The sequence below is a fragment of the Stutzerimonas stutzeri genome, assembly GCF_024448895.1.
Classification (GTDB): Bacteria; Pseudomonadota; Gammaproteobacteria; order Pseudomonadales; family Pseudomonadaceae; genus Stutzerimonas; species Stutzerimonas stutzeri_Q.
Genome location: NZ_JAMOIC010000019.1, coordinates 70373 through 94891 on the forward strand (window position 1 = coordinate 70373; position 24519 = coordinate 94891).

General features: G+C 59.6%; 27 protein-coding genes and 1 pseudogene. 7 read left to right on the forward strand and 21 right to left on the reverse strand.

Translation table 11 applies throughout. The features are described 5' to 3' along the window. Positions 1–311: 311 nt before the first annotated feature. Genes rutF through rutA form a run of 6 tightly spaced genes read right to left on the reverse strand, consistent with a single transcriptional unit; the run spans position 312 to position 4563 of the window. Positions 312–839, reverse strand: a complete 528-nt coding sequence (gene rutF / locus NA619_RS19495) for an NADH-dependent FMN reductase RutF (RefSeq protein WP_255963467.1) — start codon at positions 837–839, stop codon at positions 312–314. 13 nt (positions 840–852) lie between these two features. After that, positions 853–1443 carry a malonic semialdehyde reductase gene (locus tag NA619_RS19500; RefSeq protein WP_255963468.1) on the reverse strand — a complete coding sequence of 197 codons (591 nt, stop codon included), beginning with the start codon at positions 1441–1443 and terminating at the stop codon, positions 853–855. 12 nt (positions 1444–1455) lie between these two features. Beyond that, positions 1456–2250, reverse strand: coding sequence for a pyrimidine utilization protein D (gene rutD, locus NA619_RS19505; RefSeq protein ID WP_255963469.1), 795 nt, complete (start codon positions 2248–2250; stop codon positions 1456–1458). A gap of 32 nt (positions 2251–2282) precedes the next feature. Beyond that, positions 2283–2669, reverse strand: a complete 387-nt coding sequence (rutC, locus tag NA619_RS19510; RefSeq protein WP_128119930.1) for a pyrimidine utilization protein C — start codon at positions 2667–2669, stop codon at positions 2283–2285. Between the two features lie 59 nt (positions 2670–2728). Beyond that, positions 2729–3475, reverse strand: coding sequence for a pyrimidine utilization protein B (rutB, locus tag NA619_RS19515; protein ID WP_255963470.1), 747 nt, complete (start codon positions 3473–3475; stop codon positions 2729–2731). Further along, entirely contained in the window at positions 3475–4563 is a 1089-nt protein-coding gene (gene rutA / locus NA619_RS19520) for a pyrimidine utilization protein A (protein ID WP_255963471.1), read from the reverse strand. The genes rutB and rutA overlap by 1 nt, the downstream gene beginning before the upstream one ends. Positions 4564–4918: 355 nt before the next feature. Here rutA and rutR point away from each other — a divergent pair, with 355 nt between their 5' ends. The 3 genes from rutR (at position 4919) to NA619_RS19535 (ending at position 6610) form a co-directional block, all read left to right on the forward strand. Beyond that, the gene (gene rutR / locus NA619_RS19525; RefSeq protein ID WP_255963491.1) at positions 4919–5569 is read left to right on the forward strand and encodes an HTH-type transcriptional regulator RutR; all 651 of its coding nucleotides are present in this window, start codon (positions 4919–4921) and stop codon (positions 5567–5569) included. A gap of 159 nt (positions 5570–5728) precedes the next feature. Next, positions 5729–6103 carry a GFA family protein gene (locus NA619_RS19530; protein WP_255963492.1) on the forward strand — a complete coding sequence of 125 codons (375 nt, stop codon included), beginning with the start codon at positions 5729–5731 and terminating at the stop codon, positions 6101–6103. Between the two features lie 117 nt (positions 6104–6220). Then, on the forward strand, positions 6221–6610 hold the full coding sequence (locus NA619_RS19535; RefSeq protein WP_255963472.1) for a VOC family protein: 390 nt from the start codon (positions 6221–6223) through the stop codon (positions 6608–6610). A 724-nt stretch (positions 6611–7334) separates the two neighbouring features. Here NA619_RS19535 and NA619_RS19540 read toward each other — a convergent pair. From NA619_RS19540 to NA619_RS19550, 3 genes are all read right to left on the reverse strand, one after another. Next, positions 7335–8426: an MFS transporter gene (locus NA619_RS19540; RefSeq protein WP_255963473.1), complete on the reverse strand. Its 1092-nt coding sequence runs from the start codon at positions 8424–8426 to the stop codon at positions 7335–7337. 94 nt (positions 8427–8520) lie between these two features. Beyond that, the gene (locus tag NA619_RS19545; RefSeq protein WP_255963474.1) at positions 8521–9510 is read right to left on the reverse strand and encodes a GlxA family transcriptional regulator; all 990 of its coding nucleotides are present in this window, start codon (positions 9508–9510) and stop codon (positions 8521–8523) included. Between the two features lie 106 nt (positions 9511–9616). Then, a complete protein-coding gene (locus NA619_RS19550; protein ID WP_255963475.1) occupies positions 9617–10420 on the reverse strand; it encodes a helix-turn-helix transcriptional regulator in 804 nt (267 codons plus the stop codon). A gap of 94 nt (positions 10421–10514) precedes the next feature. On the opposite strand from NA619_RS19550, the gene NA619_RS19555 reads away from it, so the two are divergent. Then, complete coding sequence (locus NA619_RS19555) at positions 10515–10973, forward strand: carboxymuconolactone decarboxylase family protein (RefSeq protein ID WP_255963476.1); 459 nt, start codon at positions 10515–10517, stop codon at positions 10971–10973. A 74-nt stretch (positions 10974–11047) separates the two neighbouring features. Here the strand turns inward: NA619_RS19555 and NA619_RS19560 are convergent, their stop codons facing one another. Then, the gene (locus NA619_RS19560) at positions 11048–11506 is read right to left on the reverse strand and encodes a hypothetical protein (RefSeq protein ID WP_255963493.1); all 459 of its coding nucleotides are present in this window, start codon (positions 11504–11506) and stop codon (positions 11048–11050) included. 265 nt (positions 11507–11771) lie between these two features. Here NA619_RS19560 and NA619_RS19565 point away from each other — a divergent pair, with 265 nt between their 5' ends. Beyond that, on the forward strand, positions 11772–12797 hold the full coding sequence (locus NA619_RS19565) for a CNNM domain-containing protein (RefSeq protein ID WP_255963477.1): 1026 nt from the start codon (positions 11772–11774) through the stop codon (positions 12795–12797). A gap of 115 nt (positions 12798–12912) precedes the next feature. Here the strand turns inward: NA619_RS19565 and NA619_RS19570 are convergent, their stop codons facing one another. Next, entirely contained in the window at positions 12913–15138 is a 2226-nt protein-coding gene (locus NA619_RS19570) for an esterase-like activity of phytase family protein (protein WP_255963478.1), read from the reverse strand. Between the two features lie 200 nt (positions 15139–15338). Here NA619_RS19570 and NA619_RS19575 point away from each other — a divergent pair, with 200 nt between their 5' ends. After that, on the forward strand, positions 15339–15737 hold the full coding sequence (locus NA619_RS19575) for a GFA family protein (protein WP_255963479.1): 399 nt from the start codon (positions 15339–15341) through the stop codon (positions 15735–15737). Between the two features lie 168 nt (positions 15738–15905). Here the strand turns inward: NA619_RS19575 and NA619_RS19580 are convergent, their stop codons facing one another. The 7 genes from NA619_RS19580 to NA619_RS19610 form a co-directional block, all read right to left on the reverse strand. Continuing rightward, positions 15906–17030: a PQQ-dependent sugar dehydrogenase gene (locus NA619_RS19580; RefSeq protein ID WP_255963480.1), complete on the reverse strand. Its 1125-nt coding sequence runs from the start codon at positions 17028–17030 to the stop codon at positions 15906–15908. 82 nt (positions 17031–17112) lie between these two features. After that, entirely contained in the window at positions 17113–17514 is a 402-nt protein-coding gene (locus NA619_RS19585; RefSeq protein WP_255963481.1) for a VOC family protein, read from the reverse strand. A 124-nt stretch (positions 17515–17638) separates the two neighbouring features. Further along, on the reverse strand, positions 17639–18934 hold the full coding sequence (locus tag NA619_RS19590) for a PQQ-dependent sugar dehydrogenase (RefSeq protein ID WP_255963482.1): 1296 nt from the start codon (positions 18932–18934) through the stop codon (positions 17639–17641). Beyond that, positions 18931–19380 carry a DUF2231 domain-containing protein gene (locus NA619_RS19595; protein WP_423836852.1) on the reverse strand — a complete coding sequence of 150 codons (450 nt, stop codon included), beginning with the start codon at positions 19378–19380 and terminating at the stop codon, positions 18931–18933. The genes NA619_RS19590 and NA619_RS19595 overlap by 4 nt, the downstream gene beginning before the upstream one ends. Before the next feature lie 180 nt (positions 19381–19560). Continuing rightward, on the reverse strand, positions 19561–19956 hold the full coding sequence (locus tag NA619_RS19600; RefSeq protein WP_255963483.1) for a RidA family protein: 396 nt from the start codon (positions 19954–19956) through the stop codon (positions 19561–19563). 98 nt (positions 19957–20054) lie between these two features. After that, complete coding sequence (locus NA619_RS19605; RefSeq protein WP_255963484.1) at positions 20055–20570, reverse strand: GNAT family N-acetyltransferase; 516 nt, start codon at positions 20568–20570, stop codon at positions 20055–20057. A gap of 63 nt (positions 20571–20633) precedes the next feature. Further along, positions 20634–21137, reverse strand: coding sequence for a GNAT family N-acetyltransferase (locus NA619_RS19610; RefSeq protein ID WP_255963485.1), 504 nt, complete (start codon positions 21135–21137; stop codon positions 20634–20636). A 44-nt stretch (positions 21138–21181) separates the two neighbouring features. On the opposite strand from NA619_RS19610, the pseudogene NA619_RS19615 reads away from it, so the two are divergent. Beyond that, positions 21182–21639: pseudogene (locus NA619_RS19615) on the forward strand (transposase); the annotation flags it as partial. Positions 21640–21903: 264 nt separating this feature from the next. Here NA619_RS19615 and NA619_RS19620 read toward each other — a convergent pair. The 3 genes from NA619_RS19620 to NA619_RS19630 form a co-directional block, all read right to left on the reverse strand. Further along, positions 21904–22443, reverse strand: a complete 540-nt coding sequence (locus NA619_RS19620; protein WP_255963486.1) for a hypothetical protein — start codon at positions 22441–22443, stop codon at positions 21904–21906. 111 nt (positions 22444–22554) lie between these two features. Continuing rightward, positions 22555–23658, reverse strand: a complete 1104-nt coding sequence (locus tag NA619_RS19625; RefSeq protein WP_255963487.1) for a hypothetical protein — start codon at positions 23656–23658, stop codon at positions 22555–22557. A 209-nt stretch (positions 23659–23867) separates the two neighbouring features. Then, a complete protein-coding gene (locus NA619_RS19630) occupies positions 23868–24416 on the reverse strand; it encodes a TonB family protein (RefSeq protein ID WP_255963488.1) in 549 nt (182 codons plus the stop codon). Positions 24417–24519: the final 103 nt, after the last annotated feature.

Below are 24519 nucleotides of genomic sequence, written 5' to 3' on the forward strand. Positions count from 1 at the left end.
ACGTTTTCGATTGGCGCGAGAGAGTTTGGGTTCAGTGTTCGGTGGTGCGGAAGATACGGGCGGTTTAGGAGCGGACGTTATTGCATTGACGGCATTTCAGTTGGCTTAGCGCGTGCCGTGGGATCTGGAGAACTGAAGCCCACCCTACGGGTACGGTCTGGGCTTAGCGTGGGAGTGGTGCTGCTGTGTGGCCTGATGCAGCACCCACCGGGGAATCCTCTACCGCCTGCGTTTGTAGGGTGGGCTTTAGCCCACCGCGTCCATCGCTGGCGGCCGCGTCGAGGCCCGTCCGATGATGCGCTGCCCTCTGCTCAGCTCACGGTTGGCAGTCCGTGGTAGTTGCGACCGAAGTAGACCAGGGCATCAGCGCTGTCGCGTCGGTACACGGCGACGACTTCGCAATAGAGGATGTCGTGGGTGCCGACGCTGGCGCTGTGGCTGATGCGGCAATCGAACGAGACCGTTGCGCCGTCGAGCAGCGGTGAACCGGTCACGCTGGTGCTCCACTGCGCCGCGGCGAAACGCTCGGCCATGGGCGTCTTGCCGCCGAACAGGTTGGACAGGTCGCGTTGCCCGCTGGCAAGGGTGTTCACGCACAGCTGAGCGTTGGCGGTCACGATCGGATGCGCCGAAGCGGTGCGGTTCAGGCAGACCAGCAACGTAGGCGGGTCATCTGTCACGCTGCACACCGCCGTGGCAGTAAAGCCGGCACGGCCACCGGGGCCATCGGTAGTGATCACGTTCACGGCCGCGGCCAGACGGGCCATGGCATCGCGGTAGTCCTGCTTGATTACCGGCGGAGCCATCTCAGGAGTGGTGTCGAGTTGAGCCAGTTGCATGGGCGGTTCTCCATCAGGCAAGGACGCAAGCCCGTTCGAAAGGCAGGCGTGGCAGGCGGTCGCGCAACGCGCTCGCGTCGCCGTGGCCAAGGTTGATCAAGAGGTTGGATTTCCAGCTCGTTCCGCTGAAGAAGGCTTCATCCAGCGTCTTGGCATCAAAGCCGGACATCGGGCCGCAATCGAGGCCCAGGGCGCGTGCGGCGAGGATCAGATAGCCGGCCTGCATGGAGCTGTTGCGCAGGGCGTTTTCGGTGATCAGCGCAGGCTGGCCGGCGTACCAGCTGCGCGCGTCGGCGAAGGGGAACAGCTCGGGCAGGGTCTCCGGGAAGTCCTCGTCATAAGCGACGATGACCGTGACAGGTGCGCTCATGGTCTTGTCCAGGTTGCCTTTGGACAGGCAGGGCGCGAGCTTCTGCTTGCCCTCGGGCGTGCGTACGAAGACGAAGCGCCCCGGGCAGCTGTTGACTGCCGTCGGGCCAAGGCTGACCTGCGCGTAGAGTTTCTCCAGCAGCGCATCCGGCACTGGCCTGTCCAGCCAGGTGCTGTGGGTGCGCCCCTCGCTGAACAGTGCGGCGAGGGCCTGCGAATCGATAGGTGTGGACATAGGTTGGTTTCCTCAGGCTGCCGCGGCCTGGCATTGCTCGGCCAGGTAGTCCAGCAGGACTCGGTTGAAGGGTTCGCTGTCGCTGACGCTCGACGCATGGCCGCCGTATTCCAGCAGCTGCAGCCGCGCGTTGGGCAACACCTGCGCCATGTGCTGCGAGCGATTCCAGGGCACCAGCATGTCGTCGCGGTTGGCGATCAGCAGGGTTGGCGTCCTGATGGATGCAAGCTCGGCTTCGATATCAAAGGCCAGTAGCGCACCGATCCGCCGCAGCAGATTGGCCGTTGGCGGGAAGTGCGCCAAGGCATGGGCATCGTCACGGGCGAGCTTTTCGCTGTTGGCGGCGATCCAGTCCGGCGGGTAGAGGAACAGCGATTGCGCCTGTACATAGGCCGCCGGGCCGCTATCACGCAGCAGGTTCTGTCGCACCGCGAAACAGCGCACGCTGTGCGGGTTCGGGCTACTCCAGGCATTGATCAACACTTGGCTCTGCAGCATTTGCGGGCGCAAGAGCGCCAGCTGCAGGCCGACCAATCCGCCCAGCGCATGGCCGACGAAATGACACCGGCGAATCCGCAGGCTGTCGAGCAGTTCCAGCAGTTCGACCGCCATGGACTCAATGGAATAGCCATCCGGCAGATGTGCCGGGCTCTTGTTGGTGCCCAACTGATCGTAGATCAGCACTCGGTACTGTTGTGTGAGGACCGGCAGCTGCGGCGACCAGAACGCCCCGGCGCCGCCGAGGCCAGAACTCATCACCAGTGTCGGGGCGTCGGCTTCGAGGCGACCGTGGATTTCGTAATGCATGTGCATCCCTCCGCGAGGATCAGGTGACGCCGCTATTTCCCGACGTGCGCGATGCTGGCGATCTCGATCAGCGCGTCAGGCTTCACCAGACCGCACTGAATGCAGTAGCGCGCGGGCTTCTCGCCGGGGAAGTACTCGGCGTACACCTCATTGACCTTCGCGTAGTTGGCCCAGTCGGTGAGCATGATCATGTTGAAGGTGACGTCGTCCATGCTGCCGCCAGCGGCCTCGACCACACCCTTGATGGTTTCCAGCACATGGCGGGTTTGCGCAGCGGCGTCGCCGACGTGGACTACATTGTTGTCCTTGTCGAAGGGCAGGGTGCCGGAGACATAGACCACGCCATCGGCCATGGAGCCGGGGACGTACGGGGCGAGCGGTTTGCCGGAGCCGGCGGGGATGATGGATTGCTTGGGCATGTCGTTGATTCCTTGCAAGGCGATGATGCGACCGCTACGAGGCGGTGCGTTGTTCTGATCTAAAGCGCGCTGGCGGTAGCCTCGGCGCGGGCAACGGTGCTGCAGAAATCGTCCACGCTGGAGACCCAGCCAAAGAACGTCTCGATGTTGTATAGCGCGGCCTGCTGGGCGAATTCCGGCCCGGCCTGGTGGGTAGCGTCGGCCAGTACCACACCGAAATACTCCAGGTGAAAGCCGTCGCGCAGGGTCGATTCGACGCACACGTTGGTAGCGATGCCGGTGAACACCAGATTGCGAATCCCGCGGGCGCGCAGGGTGCTGTCGAGGTGCGAATTGAAAAAGCCGCTGTAACGGGGCTTGGGCACCACAATGTCGCCGGGTTGGGGCGTGAGTTCATCCACCAGTTGATAATCCCAGCCGCCTTTGGCAAGCAGCGTGCCGGCTAGCTCCGGGCGCTTGCGCATGGTTTTCAAGGCGTTGGACTTGTGCCAGTTGGGCGAGCCCGGGCCGCCTGCTTCCACATAACCGCTGTCCCAGCCGTTCTGCAGAAAGATCACCTGAATCCCGGCGGCGCGCGCAGCGGCCAGCGCCTGGAGAATCTTCTCGATCACCGGCCCGGTGCTGGACACATCGAAGCCTGCCAGATCCAGATAGCCGCCCTTGGTGGAGTAGGCGTTCTGCATATCCACCACGATCAGCGCCGTCTCGCTGGCCCTCATTGCCAGCGGTTCCGGACGCGCGGGCAGTTTCACCAGGTCGCCGGCTGGCTCCAAGCCGTAGCCGGAAAAGTGCTCGGCGGCATTCATCAGGCGGACTCCTTCAGCGGCTCGATGTGGCGACGGCTCTGCATCAAGGGCTGGATCTTCTGGCCGAAGGCCTCGATGCCCTGGAGGAAATCATCGAAGGTCAGCATCACGCCCTGCATGCCGGGCACGGTGGCGATCTCGTCGAGCATCCTGGCCACGTTGGCGTAGGAGCCGACGAGGGTGCCCATGTTGATGTTCACCGCCGAGGTCGGGTCGGCCATCTGCCGCACGTTGGTGTCGCCGCCGGACGTCTTGTCCGCTGCGCCCTGCTCGCCGAGCCAGGCGATAGCCTCCTGATCGGCGCCGGCCTTGTAGTGCTCCCACTTGGCGCGGGCGGCTTCATCCGTTTCATCGGCGATGACCATGAACAGCACGCAGGAAGTCACGCTGCGACCGGTCTTTTCGGTGGCCTTGAGCAGCCGCTCGGTGGCGGGCGCAAAGGCGGTCGGGGTGTTCACGCCCTTGCCAAAGCAGAAGTTGTAATCGGCGTACTGCGCGGAGAAGGCCATACCCGCATCTGAAGAGCCCGCGCAGATGATCTTCATGTCCGCTTGCGGCTTGGGGCTGACGCGGCAGTCTTCCATCTGGAAGTGCTCGCCCTTGAAATCGCTACGCCCGGTTTCCCAAAGATCACGCAGCACCTGGGCGTACTCGCCGAGATACTGGTAACGCGTGCCGAAGAATTCATCGCCCGGCCACATGCCCATCTGGCTGTATTCGGGCTTTTGCCAGCCGGTCACCAGATTCACACCGAAGCGGCCATTGGAGATCGAGTCGATGGTTGAGGCCATGCGCGCGACGATGGCGGGCGGCAAGGTGAGGGTGGCGGCGGTCGCGAACAGCTGGATCTTGCTGGTCACAGCGGCCAGGCCGGCCATGAGCGTGAAGGATTCCAGGTTGTGCTCCCAGAACTCCGTCTTACCGCCAAAGCCACGCAGCTTGATCATCGACAGCGCGAAGTCGAAGCCGTAGCCCTCGGCCTTCTGCACGATGGCCTTGTTGAGTTCGAAGCTCGGCATGTACTGCGGCGCGTTTTCGGAAATGAGCCAGCCGTTGTTGCCGATCGGAATGAAAACACCAACATCCATGGGAAGCACCTCTGTACGCAATGGCTAGAAAGCGCTGCTCGAGCGTGTCGGGCAGGGTCGGTCAAGCTTTTGCAGGATGCAGGCCAGATCTGGAATTAGCCGTACTATCAATTACTTGAGGGGTAAATGATGAAGCGGGTGGACCAAATGGTCCGAATCAGAGCACTTGGTTTGTGCGTGGGTTGGGTCTGGCGCGCAAAAATTGAGCAGCGGTGCGGTCGACTGTCGTCCTTCGTGCGTGTGTGTGGTGTCGCGCGCTACAGTAGCGACCCGTTTGACCCCGACCGGTAATGCAGTGACAGACCAGACCCCCACACCCCCACGCCGGCGCCTCACCGCCAGCAAGACTGCCAAGCTGAAGGGCGCGACGCGCGAGCCCAGCGCCAGCGCAGTCGACCGCCGTACGCGGATGGTCGAAAGCAAGCGGACCAGCATCATCGATGCAGCCCTTGGCCTCTTTTCCCGCTTCGGCTTGTACGGCACCAGCCTCGATCAGATCGCCACCCAGGCAGACGTCTCCAAAACCAACCTGCTGTACTACTTCGGCAGCAAGGAGGAGCTGTACCTCAGCGTCCTGCGGCAGCTGCTCGAGGTCTGGCTACGGCCGTTGCAGACGTTCTCCGCCGAGCAGGACCCGGTCGAGGCGATCAAGGACTACCTGCGCGCCAAGCTTGAACTCTCGCGGGACCACCCCGCCGAATCGCGGCTGTTCTGCATGGAGATCATGCAGGGCGCGCCGCTGATGCTGAGCGAGTTGGAACAGCCTTTGCGTGAGCTGGTGGAGAACAAGGTCGCGGTCATCCAGGCCTGGATCGATGCCGGCAAGCTGGCGCCGGTCGAGCCGCACCACCTGATCTTCTCGCTCTGGGCCACCACCCAGCACTACGCCGACTTCCGCGTGCAGATCGAAGCCGTGGCCGGCCGCACACTTGATGACCCGGCATTTTTTGAAGAAGCGCTGCAGAGCCTGCAGTCACTGATACTCGACGGGGTTCGACCGCGCTGAGCATGCTTTCAGGGACGGTGCCTATCAAGAATCACGCTCCGCGCTGAGCGCGCAATGTATTCGGTCGGCTGACGAATCATATTTAGACCTTCGGGCGGCAGGGCAGCGCATCCACTATCATCCATCGGCTTTTAACGTGTCGGATAGGACAAGATGGCGATGCACAAAGGCAGCTGCTTATGCGGCGCCGTTTCATATGAGCTGAAGTCTGATCCCAAGGCTGTTACGCATTGCCATTGCGCCATGTGCCAAAAGCAGCACGGTGCAGCGTTCGCTACTTACGGCAGTGTGCCGAGAGCCGACCTGACGTACCTCGCGGGCGAGGAACTGCTCGCGCGTTACAACTCGTCAGCGAGCATCACCAGAACGTTCTGTAGCCGTTGCGGCTCCAGCATCGAGTGGACGGGTAGCGACCAGTTTGCCGATTGGGTTTCGATCACGCTGGCAACGCTCGATACGCCTTTCCGGCCTAAAAGCGTTAAAACCGTTCATCTTGAGTCAAGGGCATGCTGGCTGGATGGGTCAGATCCGTAACTCTATGGGTTAGTACTGCTGGACGTTCTGGTTAATGCCTGTGGCGCAGATATCTTTGTCCCGCGAGACCTAAGTGCGGCTCATGCCTAGTGACTCAATTCGTTAAGGAGCTTTTCAGTGTTCACAGTCAAAGCCACCCAGCATGTGCTTGCCGTGAATGACCTGGAACAAACCGAGCGGTACTTTCTCGACTTGCTCGGCTTTTCCCTACGATTCCGTGTCGAGGGCTGGTCATTCATCAGCCTTGGAGACTTTCACGTGATGCTCGGGCACTGCCCGGACGAAGTGCCTGCCCGTGATACCCATGAGCACTCCTATTTCGCATACGTTTACTGCGAAGGTATCGACGAGCTTTACGCCGGCTACCAGCAGCGCGGAGCCGTCATTTTCCAGCTGGTATCGGACAAGCCATGGGGCATGCGCGAGTTTGGTGTAGCGACCCCCGAGGGGCACCGGATGATGTTCGGAGAGGATGTTGGCAATAGGGGCGTTGAGAACGGCGGGTGAGCCACTTCGTAATGGCCAACTGCGTTGGGACTAACGATGGTTACGTCGCCGTCGGCCAATCCGCTGCATGGGGCACTCGTGGGGAGTTGCGGGCGGAGATGGATGTGGACGGGGAGGGCTTGGTTGTTTTGGACACCGATCTCGGTACTTCTAGCGTGCACGGGCTCCGGTGAGGCGTGGCGCAAAGCAGGCGAACAAGTTCGCCTCTACAGGGTTGATACGGTCGCTTACGATCAGCAGCCCCGCGATGCGTCTGTAGGGGCGAATCTATTCGCCCAGGGAGCCCGAGCCCCCGTCGTCCCACCGGCGATGCCGATGCGAACCGCAGGCGAACAAGTTCGCCTCTACATGGTTGGTACGGGCGCTTACGATCAGCGGCCCGTGCGATGCGTCTGTAGGGGCGAATTCATTCGCCCAGGGCGCCCGAGCACCCGTCGTCCCACCGGCGATGTCGATGCGAACAGCAGGCGAACAGTTCGCCCCTACAGGGTTGATACGGTCGCTTACGATCAGCAGCCCCGCGATGCGGCTGTAGGGGCGAATTTATTCGCCCAGGGAGCCTGAGCACCCGTCGTCCCGCCTGCGATGTCGATGCGAACAGCAGGCGAACAAGGTCGCCCCTATAGGTGTTGATACGGTCGCTTACGACCGGCGGCCCGCGCGAGGGGCTGTAGGGGCGAATTTATTCGCCAGAGCGTCCTGAATGCCCGGCACGCCACTCGTATCAAACCACCTGCTTCTGCCGATACCCCTGCGCAATCTGTACCAGCACCACCAGCGTCACGATGGGCAGTAGCCCGATATTCACCGCTGCCCATCCGGCCTGGGCGATCAGCGCGCCGGAGGCGAAGGACATCACTGCGGCGACGCTGCCGTTGCTCAATTCCATCAAGCCCTGCGCCCGAGCCCGTTCTTCCGGCACATGTCCTTGGCCGAGTTGTGTGGTGCCGGCCACCAGCATCAGGTTCCAGCCGATGCCGAGCAGGCAGCTGCTGAGCAAGAAGTGCCAGTGACTGACGCCGAGCAGCGCGACCACTGCGCTGGCGATCAGCAGACCGCCACCAGCGCAGGCCACGATGCGGCTGCCCAACCGGTCCACCAGCGGCCCGGCGACGAATGCCGGCAGGAACATGCCGAGCATGTGCCACTGAATCACCTGGCCGCTTGCATGCAGGCTCAGGCCCTCGCCGTGCATCGCCAGCGGGGTTGCGTTCATCACCAGAATCATCAGCCCGTGTCCGGCGGCTGTGGTCAGCACGGCGGCGCGCACGGTGGGCCGCGCAAGCAGCTCCCGCCACGAAACGTCTGAAGGTGGCGACGGGATTGCGGCTGCCGTGATCGGCGACTGCAGTCCCGCCAGCACCACGACGCCCAATGCTGCAAGCACGCCGCCGCCGATCACGCAGGCCGTGGCGCGGCCCTTGAAGGCATCGCCCACGGCTTCCATGGCGGCAAAGCGGTAGTACATGGCCGAGGCCTGATACGCCCCGATAGGCAGAGCGCCGAGACAGAGCAGGGTAAAACTGTCCAGCCAGAGCGAGAGCGCGCTGATAAGCCCGCCCATCACCCCGGCCAGTGCGCCTATAAGAAAGCCCAATCGACGGCCGCGCCTTTGCATGAGCCAGGCGATGGGTTGCAAAGCGAGCAAGCCGCCCAGCATCAGCAAGGCGAGCGGCAGCGTGGCCAGACCGGCTGACGGAGCCAGACGCAGGCCGACGATGGAGGTGAAGATGATGCCGGTCATCGAGCACGACCAGAACAGTGCCTGAGCGATGAACAAGCGCAAAACCTGAGAGTTGCTGAACAGAAGATGCATGGGGGCGGTCCCGTGTCGTGAGAATGCAGGCACAGCAGCTCGGGCCAGATGCCGGCTCTGTTGTGATCGAAAAAGGCGGGTGTTCGGTCGGGCTTCAGCCGAAGCGCTGGAAGAAGTCCCGCGGGCTGACCGACAGATGCTTCTGGAAGCTGCGCCGCAGATTTTCCGGATGGACGAAACCGGTCAGCCGCGCCACCGTCGAAATCGACGCCTGCGCATCCAGCAACAGATTGCGCGCAGCCTCCAACCGCACCCGCTCGATGTATTGTCCCGGTCCCATGCCCGTCTCCTGACTGAACAGGCGGCAAAGGGTACGAGGCGTCATATGCGCCTGCGCGGCCAGGGCGTCGATGGAGAGATCATCGCTCAGATGGCCAGGGATCCACTCGAGCAGGGCGGCAAGACGGGCAACGGTGCCGGTGGGCGCGGCGAGCATCGGGCTGAACTGGGATTGTCCGCCGGGCCGGCGCAGGAACATCACCAGCCGTTGCGCAACCGAAAGCGCCAACGCGCGGCCCAGATCAGCCTCGACCAGCGCCAAGGCAAGGTCGATACCAGCGGTGACGCCCGCCGAGCTGAACAGATGCGCGGCCTCGGGTACGGCCGGGTCGAAGGTGTGCAGCCGGTCGCCCTGCACCTCGATAGCACTGTACTCACTCAAGGCGGCGAGGTCCGCCCAATGTGTTGTCGCTTTGCGGCCATCGAACAGACCGGCCTCGGCCAGGATCAGCGCACCGGAGCATACCGAGCCCAGCCTTCTGAGCCGGGGTTCGGCGTACCGGAGCCAGTCGAGCAGCGGTTCATTGCGCTTCTGAACCTCCACGCCTGCGCCGCCGGGCACCAGCAACGTGTCCAGCGCGGCCGGATCGATACTGGACCACTGCGCATCGGCAACCACCTGCAACCCGGCAGAGGTTGCGACCGGCCCCGCCTCTTCACCAATCAGCAGCAAGCTGTAGTGAGCCGGCAATCCCTGCCGCTGTCGCTCGACGTTGGCTGAGGCGAACACCTGCATCGGCCCAGTGACATCGAGGCTCATGACATTCGGGTAGACCAGGCAGACGATGGTGCGGATGGCGTCCATGGAGCACCTCTTGAAGAAGATGCGTGCAGTCTGTGGCGGGGAGGGTTGTGTCGCAATGACAAGCTGCCCACGGATCTTGCCAAACGGGGACGCGCGCTCGTGCCGGTTATCTCTGCGCAGCTTTGGCTCGCAGCCGATACTGCCCAGGTGTCATGCCGACCACAGTTTTGAAGTCGTGAATGAAGTGGGCCTGATCGCTGTAACCGCAGGCCAGCGCGGTATCCAGCAGCCCCTCGCCGGCGCGCAGCTCGCGGCGGACCAGTGCAACGCGCTGAATGCGGCTGAACTGCTTGGGCGTCAGCCCCACCTGATAGCGGAACAGGCGCTCCAGTTGACGCTGGCCCAGGGGGACGGATTGCAGCACGTCGGTCAGGCGGGCCCGGCCCTCGCTGGTGGCAATCCGCTCCAGCAATTGCTGCACGGGCGAACGCCGTGGCGGTGCGTCCTTCAGACAGGCGAGCAAATGCTGCTCGATCAATGCCTGCTGAGCCGGTCGGTCCAGTTCGGCGAGCTGATCAATCAGTCCCGCAATGGCCGGGCGGGGGCCGTCGGCGCCATGGAAACCTGAAAGCTCGTCCAGGCCCACACCCATGAAGACTGCGCCCATGCCGGGCCGGAAGCGCACACCCATCAGCTTCACCCGACCAGCCAGTTGCAGGCGCGCACTGGAAAGCTGTGGGCCTGCAACCAGCGCCCGCGGGCTGCGGCTGTCGCCGTCGAAAACCTGGGGGTCGGCGAAGTTGAAAATGAGCCCACTGCCGCCGTCCGGATGTAACAACTGCTCGTCGAAGCCGTTGCTGAGGCTGCCTTCCAGCCACCAGAAGCGCTGGACATGCGCCGCGAGCACAGGGCTCGGTGGGCAAGCCATGAAGCCCTGGAGATGCGGCAGGCGTTCGTGCAGTAAGGACATGGGGGCGCGGCGTCCGAAGATGTCGAAAATCTACAATAGCCCAGCTCGGCGGCTGCGTAGCCTTGGCTCCACATCAAACAGAGGAGTGACCACCATGCGCATGAACTACCAAGCCGCTGCCCCGGAAGTGATCAAGGCAATGATGGGGCTGGAAACCTATCTGGCTCGTCAGAGCCGTAGCGAAGACGGCGTCGACAAGTCGCTAATGGAGCTTGTGAAGATTCGTGTCTCGCAGATCAATCAATGCGCGTTCTGCATCGACATGCACACCAAGGATGCCCGTGCCGGAGGGGAAACCGAGCAGCGCATCTACGCCCTGAGCGCCTGGCGCGAGACGCCTTTCTTCAATGATCGCGAGCGTGCTGCGCTGGCCTGGGCTGAGGCCAACACGCTGCTGCCCCAAGGCATTTCGCAGCTGCTGTTCGAAGAGGTGCGCGAACACTTTTCCGAGGCCCAGCTCACCAATCTGACCCTGGCCATCGCCACCATCAACGCCTGGAACCGCTTCGGCGTGTCCTTCGCACCCGTGCCGGGCAGCTATCAGCCGGCGTAAGCCGGGCGGCCTCGGCTCAAGCCCTGCTGCTTGCGGGACCGCGATGATCCGTTTTTGATAACCGACTGCGATGCTCAGGGTGCGAGGTCCTGGTTGCTCATGGCGCAAAAGCTGTGCGCTTGCTTGGCAGGAGAGAGCGCACGCAGTTGGCTCATGCACTGTGCCTGGCTTGGCGTTCGCTGCGCGCTGAGCATCGCATCTTCGCCTACGCCGATCAGGTACGACCGGTTGTAGCGCGGGCCGTCCCGCCACACGCTGAACGCCAGGTCGCTAAGGGCGCAGCGGTACTGCATGTGGCCGGAGAAACCCTTGAATCGGTCGCTGCGGAAGATGTGATGGTATTTCTGCCAGTCACGCGCGCGCTGGCCCTCGCGTACCGCTTCGCGGCAGCTTTCCAGTTCGGTGATGTCTGGTTCGTGCAGGAACAGGCTTTGCGCCAGACTCGAGCCATCCAGCTGCATCGTGGCCACCAGATACACCCGCTGTTCGGCCGCGTGCGCTGGTAGTGCGAGCAGCAAACCTAGCGCCAACATCCCTGTTCTGATCAATTTTCGATGCTCCTGAAGCGGGTCGTCTGTCGAGGAGTCGCACCCTAGCCGAGGCTGGGCACAGGAACAAGCGCGGAGCGGTCCAGCCGGGGATGGCATGAACTCCCTTGCCAGATGCGGTCGAAATCACTGAGTCCGGCGCGTACGCCCACGGAGGACATGAAATGTTGCAAGCCCATCGCGGCATCCGGCTAACGTTTGGCGGCTTTGCTGTAAATTGGCCTGCCATTAGCAACGAAACCTCCCTTACATGACCCTCCTGATAGCGTTCGCTGTCTTATCTATCCTCGTTTCATTCATCTGTTCGATCCTCGAAGCCGCACTGCTCTCGCTGACGCCGAGCTTCATTGCACACCAGAAGGACTCCCGCCCGAAGCTGTACGAGCGGCTGAAAGAACTGAAAGACAAGGTCGACCAACCCCTCGCGGCCATCCTGACGTTGAATACCGTCGCACATACCGTTGGCGCGACCGGTGTCGGTGCGCAGGTCACCGTGGTGTTCGGCAACGGCTATGTCGGTATCGCCTCGGCGGTGATGACGGTGCTGATCCTGGTGCTTTCGGAAATCCTACCCAAGACCATCGGTGCGCGTTACTGGCGCACGCTCGCGCCGTACCTGCCGCCTCTATTGAACGGCATGATCCTGGTGCTGAAACCCTTCATCTACCTGTCCGACATGATCATGCGGCTGGTTGGCGGCAAGGAGCCAGAGCACGACATCCGTCAGGAGATCAAGGCGCTGACGGTGCTTGGCCGCGAGAACAAGAGCCTCGACGAGGACGAGCAGCGCGTCATCAGGAACATTCTCGACCTGCACGAGATCAAGGTCCGTGACGTGATGACGCCGCGCACGGTGTGCGACTACACGTCACCGGAAACCAGCATCGGTGCGTTCAAGGAGCAGGTCGCCGACAGCCAGTTCTCGCGCTATCCAGTGATCGGCGACAACGAAAACCCGCGAGGTGTCGTGTTCCGTTATGACGCCCTGTCAGCGACCGAAGACGAAGCGCCGGTCTCGACGATCATGAAACCGATGAAAGTCGCGCCGGAAATGACCAGCGTCGAAAACCTCATGACCCAGCTGCTGCGCGAGCGCCAGCACATGTGCCTGGTCTATGACGAGTTCGGTAGCTGGCGCGGCCTGGTGACGCTGGAAGACATCATGGAAACCATCATCGGCCAGCCGATCATGGACGAAACGGACGACATCCCGAACATGCGCCGCTTCGCCAAGCGCCGCTGGGATCACCGCATCAAGCGAGTTCGCGAGAGCTGATCGCACCACCCTGCATTGATGTAGGCGATAGCACGAGTGAATTCGATTGACCCATGCTTCGTAGGGCGAACACGCTCGCCCTACGAATTTTCTGGAACCCCTGTCGCCGGCAGTCTCAGCGCTTTACCGTCCCGAGCCGCATGAAGCGCGTTTCGCCGCTGGCATCTTCCACGCCGTCGTTATCGGTGACGACGAACAGGCGCCCCTGTTTATCGACCGCCGCGCCTTCGACCTTGTCCAGCACCCAACCGCCAGTGCTCTTCAGATCAGGTAGCAGATCACGCTCCAGCGTCTTGCTCACCAGGGGGAAGCTTTGGCCCTCGGCAGCGGGTTGCAGGCCGTTCAGGTCGATGCGATACAGGCGTTTGATCTGCGCGGCGGGGCCCTGCTGGTTGTCGCGTTCGATCACCAGGAACTGGCCATTACCTATAGAGGTGAGCTCGGACAAGCCGACCCAGGCGTCCTCGGCCGCCGCGTTGAGCGGGTAGTGCACGAAGCCCCATTCACCGTTGCCCGGGTTGAACACGCCGATGCGCGCCCGCCCGGCGGGGTCGTTCTTCCATTCGCGCTGGAAGGCTACGTAGACGCGCGTGCTCGCGCCTTCGCCAACTACCGAAACGCCTTCGAATCCATTGCTGGTGCGCTGCGCCGCCACGTTTTCCGGCAACCCAAACTCGGCCAGCACTTCGCCCAAGGCGTTGGTGCGGATCAGTAGATTCGGCTTGGCTTTGCCGTTGCCTTCGGAGGCCAACCAGAAGTCGCCATTGCTGGCCTGAGCAATGCCTTCCAGATCGTAGTCGACGGTCTTGCCAGCCTTGCTCAGCTCGATCTGGCGGTCGATCAGTGCCGGTGTCTGGCTGGTGTCGACGCTGAAGATCCGCGACGCCTTGTAGTAACTGTCCGGCACCGCATAGAGGCGGTCGGACTGGCTGCGGTCCGCGACCAGACCGCTCAGCGCGCCCCAGGAGATCAGGTCGCGATCAGTGGAGCGGATCTCCGGGTAAGGTGCGGTCTTGGCACCGTACTGATAGATCGAAAGGGTCGAGCGATAGCCGTCCTCGGCCGAATCTTCCTCGCTACTGACCACCAGCAGATTACGCGCCGGAATCGGCAGAATGCCCTCCGGCCCCATGCCCGTTGGTAGCAACTGATGTATCACTGGCGCCCATGGGTGGGCGACGTCATACACCGCCACGGCATTGCCGCGCTCACTGCCCACGAACAGGAAGTCCTGCTTACGAAAGCTGGCCGACGCGATGCCTTCCGGCTCAATGCCCTTGTTCTCCGAACGGTTCTCCGGGTAATGGCCGGCACGGATAAAGGCGTGCTCCATCGACACGCCGGCGTCATGCCAAACCTTGCCGTTGTAGTCGAACAACGTGAAACCGCGGCTGCCGCCTTCCGCGCCCTCGGCATCCTCGTAGTCGCCCTCGTTGGCAGTCGCCAGCAGCGGGCCGACCCACGCGATCGAATCCGGCTCGCGGCGCTTGCCAGTAAGCACACCGATCGGCTGGATGCGGTCGTTCTCGTCTACGTCCACACCTTCCAGATCGACCTGGCCGGCACTGAAATGGCGCAACACACGGCCGCGACGCAGGTCGACCAGCACGATGTGGTTGTTTTCCTGCAGCGTGACGGCGGCTACGTCCTGGTCGTTGATGCTGACGTATTCCGGCTCCGGATCGCCTGGAGCGACCTCGGCCAGGCCGGTCAGGTCGACGTCGCGCGTGCTCCAGCGCGACGGCTGACCTTTGAGGTCGACGATACGCAGAAATCCGGCCGGCAGCTGCGGAATCAACCCGTCGTTGAGGTCTTCGTCCCGCTCGTTCTCGATGGCGACCGCGGCATAGCGGCCCCTGGGGCTGATGGCGATGGAATCCGGTTGACCGCCCATAGGCAGCGTGGCGACGCGTTTGGGTTGCGCGGGGTTGCGAATATCGAACACTGCCAGCACGCCGTCGGGCTGGGCAAAACTAAGCGAAGTATTCACCGCGACCAGCGCAAAGTGATGGTGTACGGCAACCGAGGTCGGCTCGCCTTCGAGCTGTACGAATCCGGCTGGTTGCGGGTTTTTCGGGTCCTGAATGTCGACCAAGCCGATGCGCTCGCCCGGGCTGTCGGTGTAGATCAGCGTGCGGCCGTCGCGGCTGACGGCGGTGATCTCAGCGACGGTCTGGCGGGAAACGTCTTCGTCCGCGCCCAGGTTGCGGTACACAGGAAAGGTCGCAACCCGCTCGAAATATTCCGCACGCGACTGCCCGGCCTGGGCGGCCAGTGGCAGCAGGGCCAAGGTCAACGCGGTCGATAGCGCAGTGCGGGTCAGGCGGGTCGGTGTTCTCATGCGAGCCTCGGCTTTTTGTGATTTGGATTTAGCCAAAACACGCTAGGCTGGCTTTGTTACGAGGGTGTGACGAGGTAGTCAGCGGCTGCTGGAAATGACGCGCGCTGCGGTTTTCACCAGAACTGAAATGGTGAGCGTCAGGGTGGGGAGCACCTCTTGCCATCACCTGCGGCAGAGTCACCTATTTTAAGGAAGCGGATATGAAGCAATCAGGCAGCTGCCTCTGTGGCGGAATTCGATACGAGATAAATGGCCCCCTTACGAATGTTTTGAACTGCCATTGCTCGATGTGCCGCAAGCTGCATGCGTCTGCTTTCAGGACGCGCGCCAAGGTGCGCTCGGCCGACTGGAAAACTCTCGTTGGCGAAGAGTTGATCAAGTTCTATGAGTCGTCGCCCGGTGAGTACAAAGGGTTTTGCTCGAACTGCGGTTCCAGCCTGTACACCAAATTCGACGCCAATCCCGAGGTGTATGGTTTCCCACTCGGAACACTCGACACCGACCCGGGCGTCGAAGCCCAGCGGCATGTGTATGTCGATAGCAAAGCGCCGTGGTTTCAGATTACGGATGATTTGCCGCAGCATGCCGAGTATGACTGAGGCTGGCTGGACGGGCTTTAGGGGGGCGGCGGGCTCAAAACCATCTTGGGAAGGGGATGCCCGCGACCGGTAGTGACTGCCCGAAAAGTGCAAGATGCTCGACAGGCGCCGGCTCAGCTGCAAGCCACGGCAAACCGCGGCTCGCAGTCAGTCTTTCGGGAAAGCAGATTACTTCGGCCGCAGCTCCAGCAACCGCCCGCTGTCTCCATCTTCAAGCACCCAGATGCTGCCGTCCGGGCCCTGTTCGACTTCGCGGATGCGTGCGCCCATGTCGTAGCGGGCGGCTTCGCTGGCTTCTTCGCCATCGAGCGTGATGCGTACCAGTCCTCTGGCTGAAAGCCCGCCAACGAAGGCGTTGCCTTTCCAGTCGGCGAATTGGTCGCCGCTGTAGATCATGAGGCCGGCAGGGGAGATCACGGGTGTCCAGGTGATCTTGGGCGCGATGAATTCGGGGCGCGTGTCGTGATCGGGGATGGGTTTGCCCCCGTAGTGGTCTCCGTTGGAAACTTCCGGGTAGCCGTAGTTGCCAGCTTTTTCGATCAGGTTGAGTTCGTCGCCACCTTCCGGGCCCATCTCCTGTTCCCACAAACGACCCTGCGCGTCGAAAGCGATGCCAAGCGGGTTGCGTTGGCCGAGCGACCAGATCTGCGCCGTCACGCCGCCCTGGTCGGCAAAGGGGTTGTCGTCGGGAACGCTGCCATCGTCGTTCAGGCGCAGGATCTTGCCCATGGTGCTTTCCATGTCCTGCGCGGGCGTGAACTTCTGGCGGTCACCGGAAGAAATCCACAGCTTGCCGTCCGGTCCAATTGCGAGACGGTGGCCGTAGTGGCCGCCGCCGGAAACCTTGGGCGTCTGCCGCCATATCACCTGCACGTCCGACAACGAGCCGCCGTCCGCGCCCAGATCCAGAGTGGCGCGAACGACCGCAGCGCCTCTGTCGCCACCATCGCCTTTCTCGGCATAGCTGAGGTAGATGCGCTTGTTCTGTGCGAAGTCCGGATGAGCAATCACGTCGCCGAGGCCACCCTGGCCGCCGTAGGCAACATCCGGGACGCCCTCGATATCATGGCTCTGGCCGGTTTTGACATCGACATGCTTGAGCGCACCACGCTTCTCAGTGACGAGTGCGGTGCCGTCCGGGAGAAAAGTCATGGCCCAGGGTTCGGAGAACGTTGCCCGCGGCGTGGCGCTAAATGGCCACTGGTCCTGTTTGATCGCCTCGGCTGCGGTGGCAGCGAGCGAGGCGAAACCAAGGGCAATCGTACCGGCGACCTGCAGGGGAACACGCTTCATGACCATCCTCTCCTCGAAAGTTGGAGCTCAACGTTACTGCGCAAGGCGCGCTCAGTTGAGCCTGGATTTGTTACGCGACGCGTCAGGGCAGCGCTCCGGGTGCCGCTTCGTATAACTCCAGCGGCAGCTTGTCGGGATCTGCAAAGAAGGTGAATCGACGCCCGGTGTACTCGTCCACCCGAATCGGCTCGACTTCGACACCCTTGGCTTCCAGCCACGCCTTGCTTGCCTCGACGTCATCCACGGCGAATGCCAGATGTCGCAAGCCCTGCGCCTCTGGCCGGGATGGTCTTGAGGGTGCGTCAGGAAACGAAAAAAGCTCGACCTGCCCACCGTCAGGTAAGGCGAGATCGAGCTTGTAGGATTGGCGTGCCTCGCGGTAATGCTCGGCAATGACGGCGAGTCCCAGCGTCTCGGTGTAGAAGCGCTTCGAGACGGCATAGTCGGAACAGATGATCGCAGCGTGATGGATGGCTCGTAGCATGGCTATATCCGCTAACTCAGTACGCCCCTGACCCTCACACACGAACCTCGTTCCGAGCGCGGCAGGGCTGCTATGTCAGCCCGATGCCGTCGACCGAGGCGGCCGCGGCATCGGCTTGCGCTGGCTACTGGTTACGGGTCACTCGCCAGACCACATTGGCAAGATCGTCCGCCACAATCACCGCGCCTTTCGGGTCGACGGTCACCCCAACAGGCCGGCCACGGGTCTTGCCCTCATCGGTGCGAAAGCCCGTCACGAAATCAACCGGCTCGCCCGAAGGTCGCCCATTACTGAACGGTACGAAGACCACCTTGTAGCCCGACGGATCCTCACGGTTCCAGCTTCCGTGCTCACCGACGAACGCGCCGTCGGCAAACTGCTCGCCCATTTCCGGTATGGAAAAGTCCACTCCAAGGGCGGCAACGTGCGCGCCTAGCGCATAGTCCGGCGTAATCGCTGCGTCGACCTTGTCCGGATCCTGTGGACGCACCCGGTCATCGACGTTCTGGCCCCAGTAGCTGTAAGGCCAGCCGTAAAAGCCGCCCTCCTTAACCGATGTCAGGTAATCCGGTACCAGGTCTTCACCCAGTTCGTCCCGCTCATTCACCACCGCCCACAACTCATCGGAACCCGGCTGAATGGTCAATGCGGTCGGGTTGCGCAGGCCGGTCGCGTAGGGCTTGTGAGCGCCCGTCTCGGCATTGATCTGCCAGACCACGGCGCGATCAACTTCAGCCGCCATCCCACGCTCAGTGATGTTGCTGTTGGAACCGATGCCGACGTAGAGGTACTGGCCATCCGGGCTGATGGTCATCGCCTTGGTCCAGTGGTGGTTGATCTCCGAAGGCAGGTCGGTGACCTTGACCGGCTCACCGCTGGCCTCCGTCTGGCCCTCTTCATAATCGAACCGCACCAGCGCGTCCTGATTGGCGACATACAGATTGCCCTCGTGGAAGGCCAGGCCGTACGGCGCGTTGAGATCGTCGGCGAATACCGTCTGCACCTCGTAGGTGCCATCACCATCGGCGTCTCGCAGCAAGGTCAGGCGGTCACCACCTTTGACCGAGGTAACGCCTTTCGACTTGATATAACCGGCGATCACGTCCTTCGGCTTGAGCTTTGGCGCGTTACCGCCTTTACCTTCGGCCACGAGGATGTCGCCGTTGGGCAACACCAACGTCTGGCGTGGAATCTTCAGGTCAGTGGCAATCGCCGTGACTGTGAAGTTATCCGGAACCGTCGGAACCGCGTCACCCCAGGGCGACGGCTCGGCGATCTTCATGCTGGGCAGCAGCCCGCGTTCAGGCTCCGGCAGCTTGGGATTGGCGCCATACAGCTGCGCCGAATCCTCGTCGTCACTGCCGCAGGCCGCCAGGAAAATCGACATCGTCAGAACGGAGAGAGCGCTCGAATGCTTCATGCTTCACCTCCATCACGCAGGTTGCTAAGGCCGATCCACGTCGCGGCACAGGCGAGCACCGCAACGATCACTGACAGCACCAGCCCGGTAGGCATGATTGCCCAGGCATCCTTGGCGTGCTGCAGCGCATTAATGAAACCCAGCACCCAGGTCGCGGCAAGCAGCAGGAAATAAACTAGCGGTCGGCCCGTCTTGTGCCTGGCCCGGATCAGATTGACCAGGGCGAACACGATGGCCAACCCGCAGAAGACCAGCCCCCCGGCGATCAGCCAGGACGAGAAATCGCTCCACTGAATCTCATAGCTGCGGAAATAAGCGATATCCGTCAAAAGGGCGCCGAGAAACAGCGGGACGGTGCCGGCAAGCAAGGTCGCATGCAGCGGGTTCGGAACGTGTCGGGAGATGCTGTGTGTCGTGTGCTGAGTGTTGTGGGTAATAACGGTCACGAAGGCTTCCTCATCGCTGACACAACCCAGGCCTGACGCGTTGCGCGGATGCGCTGGCTACCCGGGTCGCTCTGACTGTGCTTAAAAGGGGATCGTGCCGTTGCGGTGTTAGTTCACTCGGATCGACGAGCCGGAGTGTTGTTAATGGACTGATTGGCAGCAAGCAATGCCGTTTGTGATTCAGCGTTGATCGGTCGAATAGGCGGTTAAATTCATGGTCATGAGCGCCCCCGACTTTGGCAGGTCTGCCACGCAAATCACGGTGCGGGCCGGCCGATGTGTACCGAATGCCTCTGCATATGCGCGGTTCATTTCGGCAAAGTCTTCGACATGTTTCAGGTAAACATGGACGTGCATCACCTCGCTGAGCGAGGACCCGATCCCCGTTAACATCGTTCTGAAGTTACCCACGATCTGTTTCGCTTGGCTGTATGCGTCGGGTCCAGCCAACAGCGAAGTAATTGGATCAACGCCGGGCGTGCCTGAGATGCTGATAAACGGACCAACTCTGGCGATGTGGCTGTAGGGGCCGATGGGCTCAAACATCCCCGATGGTGTGAGGGTTTCAATTTGCATGGGCGACTTATCCGATTGGTTGTTAGTGACAGGCGATTCGATGAGAAGAGTACGGAGACAGGTTTTCAGTAGATCGGAGGGAACGATGAAATGGGCCGTCACGCACCAGGGTTCAGGTTCAGCATCATCGGCTGCACCATAAGCGCCGAACCGCTCCTCAGCTCTTCTTGTTGTCCCACCGCGGTAAAGCCATAGGCGCTATAGAGGCGGAATGCGGCGTCATTGGTTGTTGTTACCGCGAGGCGCATGTGGGTACAGCGTCTCCCTACAGCCCATGACGTAATCTCCTTTAGTAGCAACTTCCCTACACCTTTACCCCTTACTGTCGGCGAAACCCACATTTGATAAACGTGGGCTGTTGACGAAGCCTGCGCATCTACTAAGCCCCAAGCGAGGCCCACGGCCTCGCCATTCGTTGTGGCAACCAGTGGCAACGCCTTAATGTCACGCACTTCCAGATCTAATCGAGACTTCCATTCGGTATCCGACATTGCCGCTTCTTGCTCCAATGTGGAGCCATACGAGTCGGGTGCGTCTTTAAGTGCCTGCAGCCTGATGGATTTATATAGCTGCCAGCGGTCAGGGGTTAACGTTGTGATCTCGAAGTTGCTCATGGGTAAGGCCTTGATCTATTCACGTGAGCAGCGGCGCTCTAGACGTTCCAACGAAGCAGATGGTTAGGTCGCGCTGCGATACCTGAACTCCCACAGCTCGCTTCCATCAATCTCGATACTCTTTGAAGCACCATCTAATTCAAATCCCGCCTTCTCATAAAACCGCCTGGCCCGCTGATTCTCTTCAAGCACCCAAAGGCTGACGGAGCTGTACCCTTTGCGCCCTAAATGCAGGATCGCATCGGTCAATAACGTCCTGCCCGTCCCTTGGCCCCAGTGGGATTGATCGACGTATATCGCATAGACCTCACCGGCTTCTTTGTCGTCATTGTCTCGGCTTGGGCCAAATGAGGTCCATCCTGCGATTGATCCGTTTGCTAGCACCGCGACTCGTGCTTCTTCGTTGGGATCAGACAGTTTGTTTGCCCAGCTTTTTGCACGCTCTTCTTTATCCAGGCGGGCCAGATAGCTGCTCGGAACAATCTCCGCATAAGCGATGCGCCACGTTTCTACGTGAATTCGGGCGATTTCTGATGCGTCTGATATTTCTGCCCTACGTATGTTCATATCTGTGCAGCCTAACGTTTGGTTAAGGAGCCCGTACCAGCGACCGAATTGAGCGCTGGCACGCTGAAGATGAGTCGCACTCTAGCTCGACGAAGTCAGCGGCATTGGTCTGCTGACGGCAAGTGCTTTGAAGACCGCCGTAGGCAAACCCGAGCGCTCCGCCAGTGGCCGGCACCTGAGCGCCTGGCTGGGCATGACGCCCAACGAATACAGCAGTGGCGAGCGGCGACGACTGGGGCGGATCAGCTGCAAGGGCAACGTCTACGTGCGCACCTTGCTGATCCACGGCGGGAGAGCCGCGCTGCTGGCAGCTAAACGCTGCAAGGCCCGAACGCCTGAAAGGCTGACTCAACTACAGCGTTGGGCCTTGGATACAGCTGACCGCATCGGACATAACAAAGCGGCCGTGGCGCTGGCGAATGAGCTGGTAAGCATATGCCGGGCGGTGCGGTGCCATGAGCGCAGGTTCAGTGAAAACTGGCACAGCACAAAGCCCGCCTGACGGCAGGGTTAATAATGAAGTGATGGTTCTAGTGGTTGTGGTGAGAAGCGAGACTGTCGGAACAGGCGAGTCCTGCAGCAGAGCAAGGCCGATAACAATGACGATCTTCGTGATCGCTTGATCGCTTGGCCTCTGCTGCGCGAACTACAGAATGGCCAAGGCAGTGCCCAGAACAGGCCGGATATACGAATGCAACCGCGATGACGACAGGATTGAAAGAAAGCTACTCCTCACTGCTTGTGGGGAGAGTCCATATACCATTTGTTATGCTTGCTTCGATAAAAGACTCGATATTTTTGATGTTATTGAATCTGAGATTTTTTCAATTATTTCAGTTGTCGGACTGATAACCACTGAGGGCGAACTTGCCTCTTGGCTAAAGAGTGCACTGATTAATTGCTCTGAGGCAGACTCCTTAGATATTGCTTGAGCTTTCTGTATGAAAAACAGATGATCTTCAATGGTGGAAGATCTATTTATGTGGTGTTTTAAGAGCGCGGCCACAGCAAATAAAAATATAATTAAACCGCTGAGCATTACATAGCCAAGATTGTTTTCGGTAGCAATTTTTATTATGTCTGGCGATGAGTCTTTGCTCGTTAGACCTATTTCAATTCCTGCGCTTTGTGCTGCCAATACATAGCTGCCTGCCTTGTCCAGTAGCTGTATTAGATACCCGCCAAATATTAAGCCACCTACAAGGGTAAATATGGCAACCAAAAGAAGAGTCATAAAAAATAGACTCGCTTTCCTCCGATGGTAACTCAATGACGACTTAAGCTCTCCCTCAATTTCAGTGAACAACGCGAATACTCCTTGATGCATAACGTTTGGTTAAGGGGCGGGCTTTAGCCCGTCCCAGTGAGCGAAGCGAACGATTTGAACAACTAGTTAGACTAGGTTATCCCTAGAGGGTCAGTGTAGGGCTTCGCAAACCATCCAGTCCGAGATATTGCCCCACAAGACCATGCCCTTATCCACGTGCATACCATCCACGTTCAAGCTTGTGATGTGCTTTGGAAAAAAACCGGCCACGGAGACTTTTACTTTCTGAGGAGTAACCTGCTCAACGAACCCAAAGGCTCCAATATTGCCGTCGCTAAAGCACACTTTCATCCCTGGATTACGGCTAATATTTTTTTGCTCGTCGAGTGCAATATAAGTAAGTCCCGCCCTCTCAAAGCTTTCTTTGGCCCGAGCCTCCATAACACGAATTTTTGCGTTCGTTCTGTTGTTGATCGCTACGACAAGCATGGCATGTGTATCAAGGCGTTTTTTTAAGACATCTCGAAGCCCGCATTTGGAGTCTTTATTGCCTTTTTCCTCGCATGAAGATGAGATTTGCTCAATAGTACCCACTTCCTCTTGGGATATTTCGTACCCATTCTTAAGAATCAAATCCAAGCTTTGACTATCGCGCTCATCACCACTTAAGAGATGGTGATAAAGCCGTGTTTCCCCATCAGGGGATTTTTGCATGTCGACACCAGACTCAATAAGCAACTTGAGCTGGTATGCATTTTTATTCGAGTAGGCAATATAGAAAGGAGACGTATACGCCGGTCCACTATATGACCGATTTTCGACTACGCTCCGGGGCCATGCTTTGTTGACGTCAGCGCCCTGTTCGATAGCTACTCTAGCCAGTGCAAGATTATTAACTTTCAGCGCCCGTGCCAGCATCAGGCTTTTATCACTTGGTACCATATATGAGCGATATTTCTCTTTCTGTTGTGAGAATGTTGGGTTCGTAGTTAATGAGCCCAGATTGAATGGCAGGCAATAGAAAGAAATTTCACTTATTAAAGTGGCGTTATCGCACAGCTGGGCGACAGCCTTGTAGTCTGTATATATTACACTGGTAATTAGGCCGTTCTCCCTATTTATTTTTCTTTCTCCAGCTAGCCGCTGAAGATCTCTATACGACATTTCCGTATAGTTGGGGCCGGTTGGCGTTGATGCACACCCAGCCACCAAAGCAAGATTAACCGTAAGGATCGCCAAAGAAATATAGCGCACGACAGCTCCTTTGTTTGTGTCAACCAAAAATAATAATTAGCAAGTTTATGATAAATTCAGCCATTCTGTAGAGTCGCTATCTGTTGTTCGCCTTAATGTGATTGTGTTGCTCATGGTGATAGGCCTAACGTTTGGTTAAGGGGCGGGCTTTTAGCCCGTCCCAGTGAGCGAAGTGAACGATTTGAACCAGCTGTTAGACCTATGCGCTACTAGTTGCCGGATTGCATAAGTGGGCCAGATTTGAATTTAAGTTTGTGAAATTTGAAGTATTTATTATAGTCGACTTCGCTAAGATCTTTTACTTCACTGAATATGCCAATGCTGCGTATTGCCAAAATTGCTGCTTTATCAAATTGATAATCCCCGCTAGTCTGGGCTATTTCAATTGATGAAATTTTACCGTCTGCGCTCATTTGAACGTCAAGGATAAGTTGCGCTTCAGGCCTTAAGTCTTTCGGTGTTGTGAAGTTATTAAATATTTTGGTTGTGTAAAGTGCAAACAAGTCTGCTGGGTCTTTGGTGTTTAAAGTTTGCGTTTGCTGGTAGGTGACAGCTTCGGATAAAAGCTCTCTAAGGGCGCGTTGCTTCTTAGACTCTGTCGGTTCAGCTGGAATTGAGTTCTGAGGCGAAATTTCCTGTACTTGAACAGGCGTACTAACTGCTCTTTCATTCCGATTGGTATTTACAACTGTTTCTGTGGAATTGCAGCCTGACAGCAATGAGTAAGAAACAATTAGAGCTATTACGCATAGTTTCATTACACAAATTCCAAGGTTGAGTCTAACGTTTGGTTAAGGGGCGGGCTTTAGCCCGTCCCAGTGAGCGAAGTGAACGATTTGAAGGCTGTAATGGACTCTCCCC

Coding starts and splice junctions, on each gene's coding strand:
- rutF (WP_255963467.1), bottom strand. CDS start 839: ATGCAACTGGCTCAACTCGACACCACTCCTGAGATGGCTCCGCCGGTA.
- NA619_RS19500 (WP_255963468.1), bottom strand. CDS start 1,443: ATGTCCACACCTATCGATTCGCAGGCCCTCGCCGCACTGTTCAGCGAG.
- rutD (WP_255963469.1), bottom strand. CDS start 2,250: ATGCATTACGAAATCCACGGTCGCCTCGAAGCCGACGCCCCGACACTG.
- rutC (WP_128119930.1), bottom strand. CDS start 2,669: ATGCCCAAGCAATCCATCATCCCCGCCGGCTCCGGCAAACCGCTCGCC.
- rutB (WP_255963470.1), bottom strand. CDS start 3,475: ATGAATGCCGCCGAGCACTTTTCCGGCTACGGCTTGGAGCCAGCCGGC.
- rutA (WP_255963471.1), bottom strand. CDS start 4,563: ATGGATGTTGGTGTTTTCATTCCGATCGGCAACAACGGCTGGCTCATT.
- NA619_RS19530 (WP_255963492.1), top strand. CDS start 5,729: ATGCACAAAGGCAGCTGCTTATGCGGCGCCGTTTCATATGAGCTGAAG.
- NA619_RS19540 (WP_255963473.1), bottom strand. CDS start 8,426: ATGCATCTTCTGTTCAGCAACTCTCAGGTTTTGCGCTTGTTCATCGCT.
- NA619_RS19545 (WP_255963474.1), bottom strand. CDS start 9,510: ATGGACGCCATCCGCACCATCGTCTGCCTGGTCTACCCGAATGTCATG.
- NA619_RS19550 (WP_255963475.1), bottom strand. CDS start 10,420: ATGTCCTTACTGCACGAACGCCTGCCGCATCTCCAGGGCTTCATGGCT.
- NA619_RS19555 (WP_255963476.1), top strand. CDS start 10,515: ATGCGCATGAACTACCAAGCCGCTGCCCCGGAAGTGATCAAGGCAATG.
- NA619_RS19560 (WP_255963493.1), bottom strand. CDS start 11,506: ATGTTGGCGCTAGGTTTGCTGCTCGCACTACCAGCGCACGCGGCCGAA.
- NA619_RS19565 (WP_255963477.1), top strand. CDS start 11,772: ATGACCCTCCTGATAGCGTTCGCTGTCTTATCTATCCTCGTTTCATTC.
- NA619_RS19570 (WP_255963478.1), bottom strand. CDS start 15,138: ATGAGAACACCGACCCGCCTGACCCGCACTGCGCTATCGACCGCGTTG.
- NA619_RS19575 (WP_255963479.1), top strand. CDS start 15,339: ATGAAGCAATCAGGCAGCTGCCTCTGTGGCGGAATTCGATACGAGATA.
- NA619_RS19580 (WP_255963480.1), bottom strand. CDS start 17,030: ATGAAGCGTGTTCCCCTGCAGGTCGCCGGTACGATTGCCCTTGGTTTC.
- NA619_RS19585 (WP_255963481.1), bottom strand. CDS start 17,514: ATGCTACGAGCCATCCATCACGCTGCGATCATCTGTTCCGACTATGCC.
- NA619_RS19590 (WP_255963482.1), bottom strand. CDS start 18,934: ATGAAGCATTCGAGCGCTCTCTCCGTTCTGACGATGTCGATTTTCCTG.
- NA619_RS19600 (WP_255963483.1), bottom strand. CDS start 19,956: ATGCAAATTGAAACCCTCACACCATCGGGGATGTTTGAGCCCATCGGC.
- NA619_RS19605 (WP_255963484.1), bottom strand. CDS start 20,570: ATGAGCAACTTCGAGATCACAACGTTAACCCCTGACCGCTGGCAGCTA.
- NA619_RS19610 (WP_255963485.1), bottom strand. CDS start 21,137: ATGAACATACGTAGGGCAGAAATATCAGACGCATCAGAAATCGCCCGA.
- NA619_RS19630 (WP_255963488.1), bottom strand. CDS start 24,416: ATGAAACTATGCGTAATAGCTCTAATTGTTTCTTACTCATTGCTGTCA.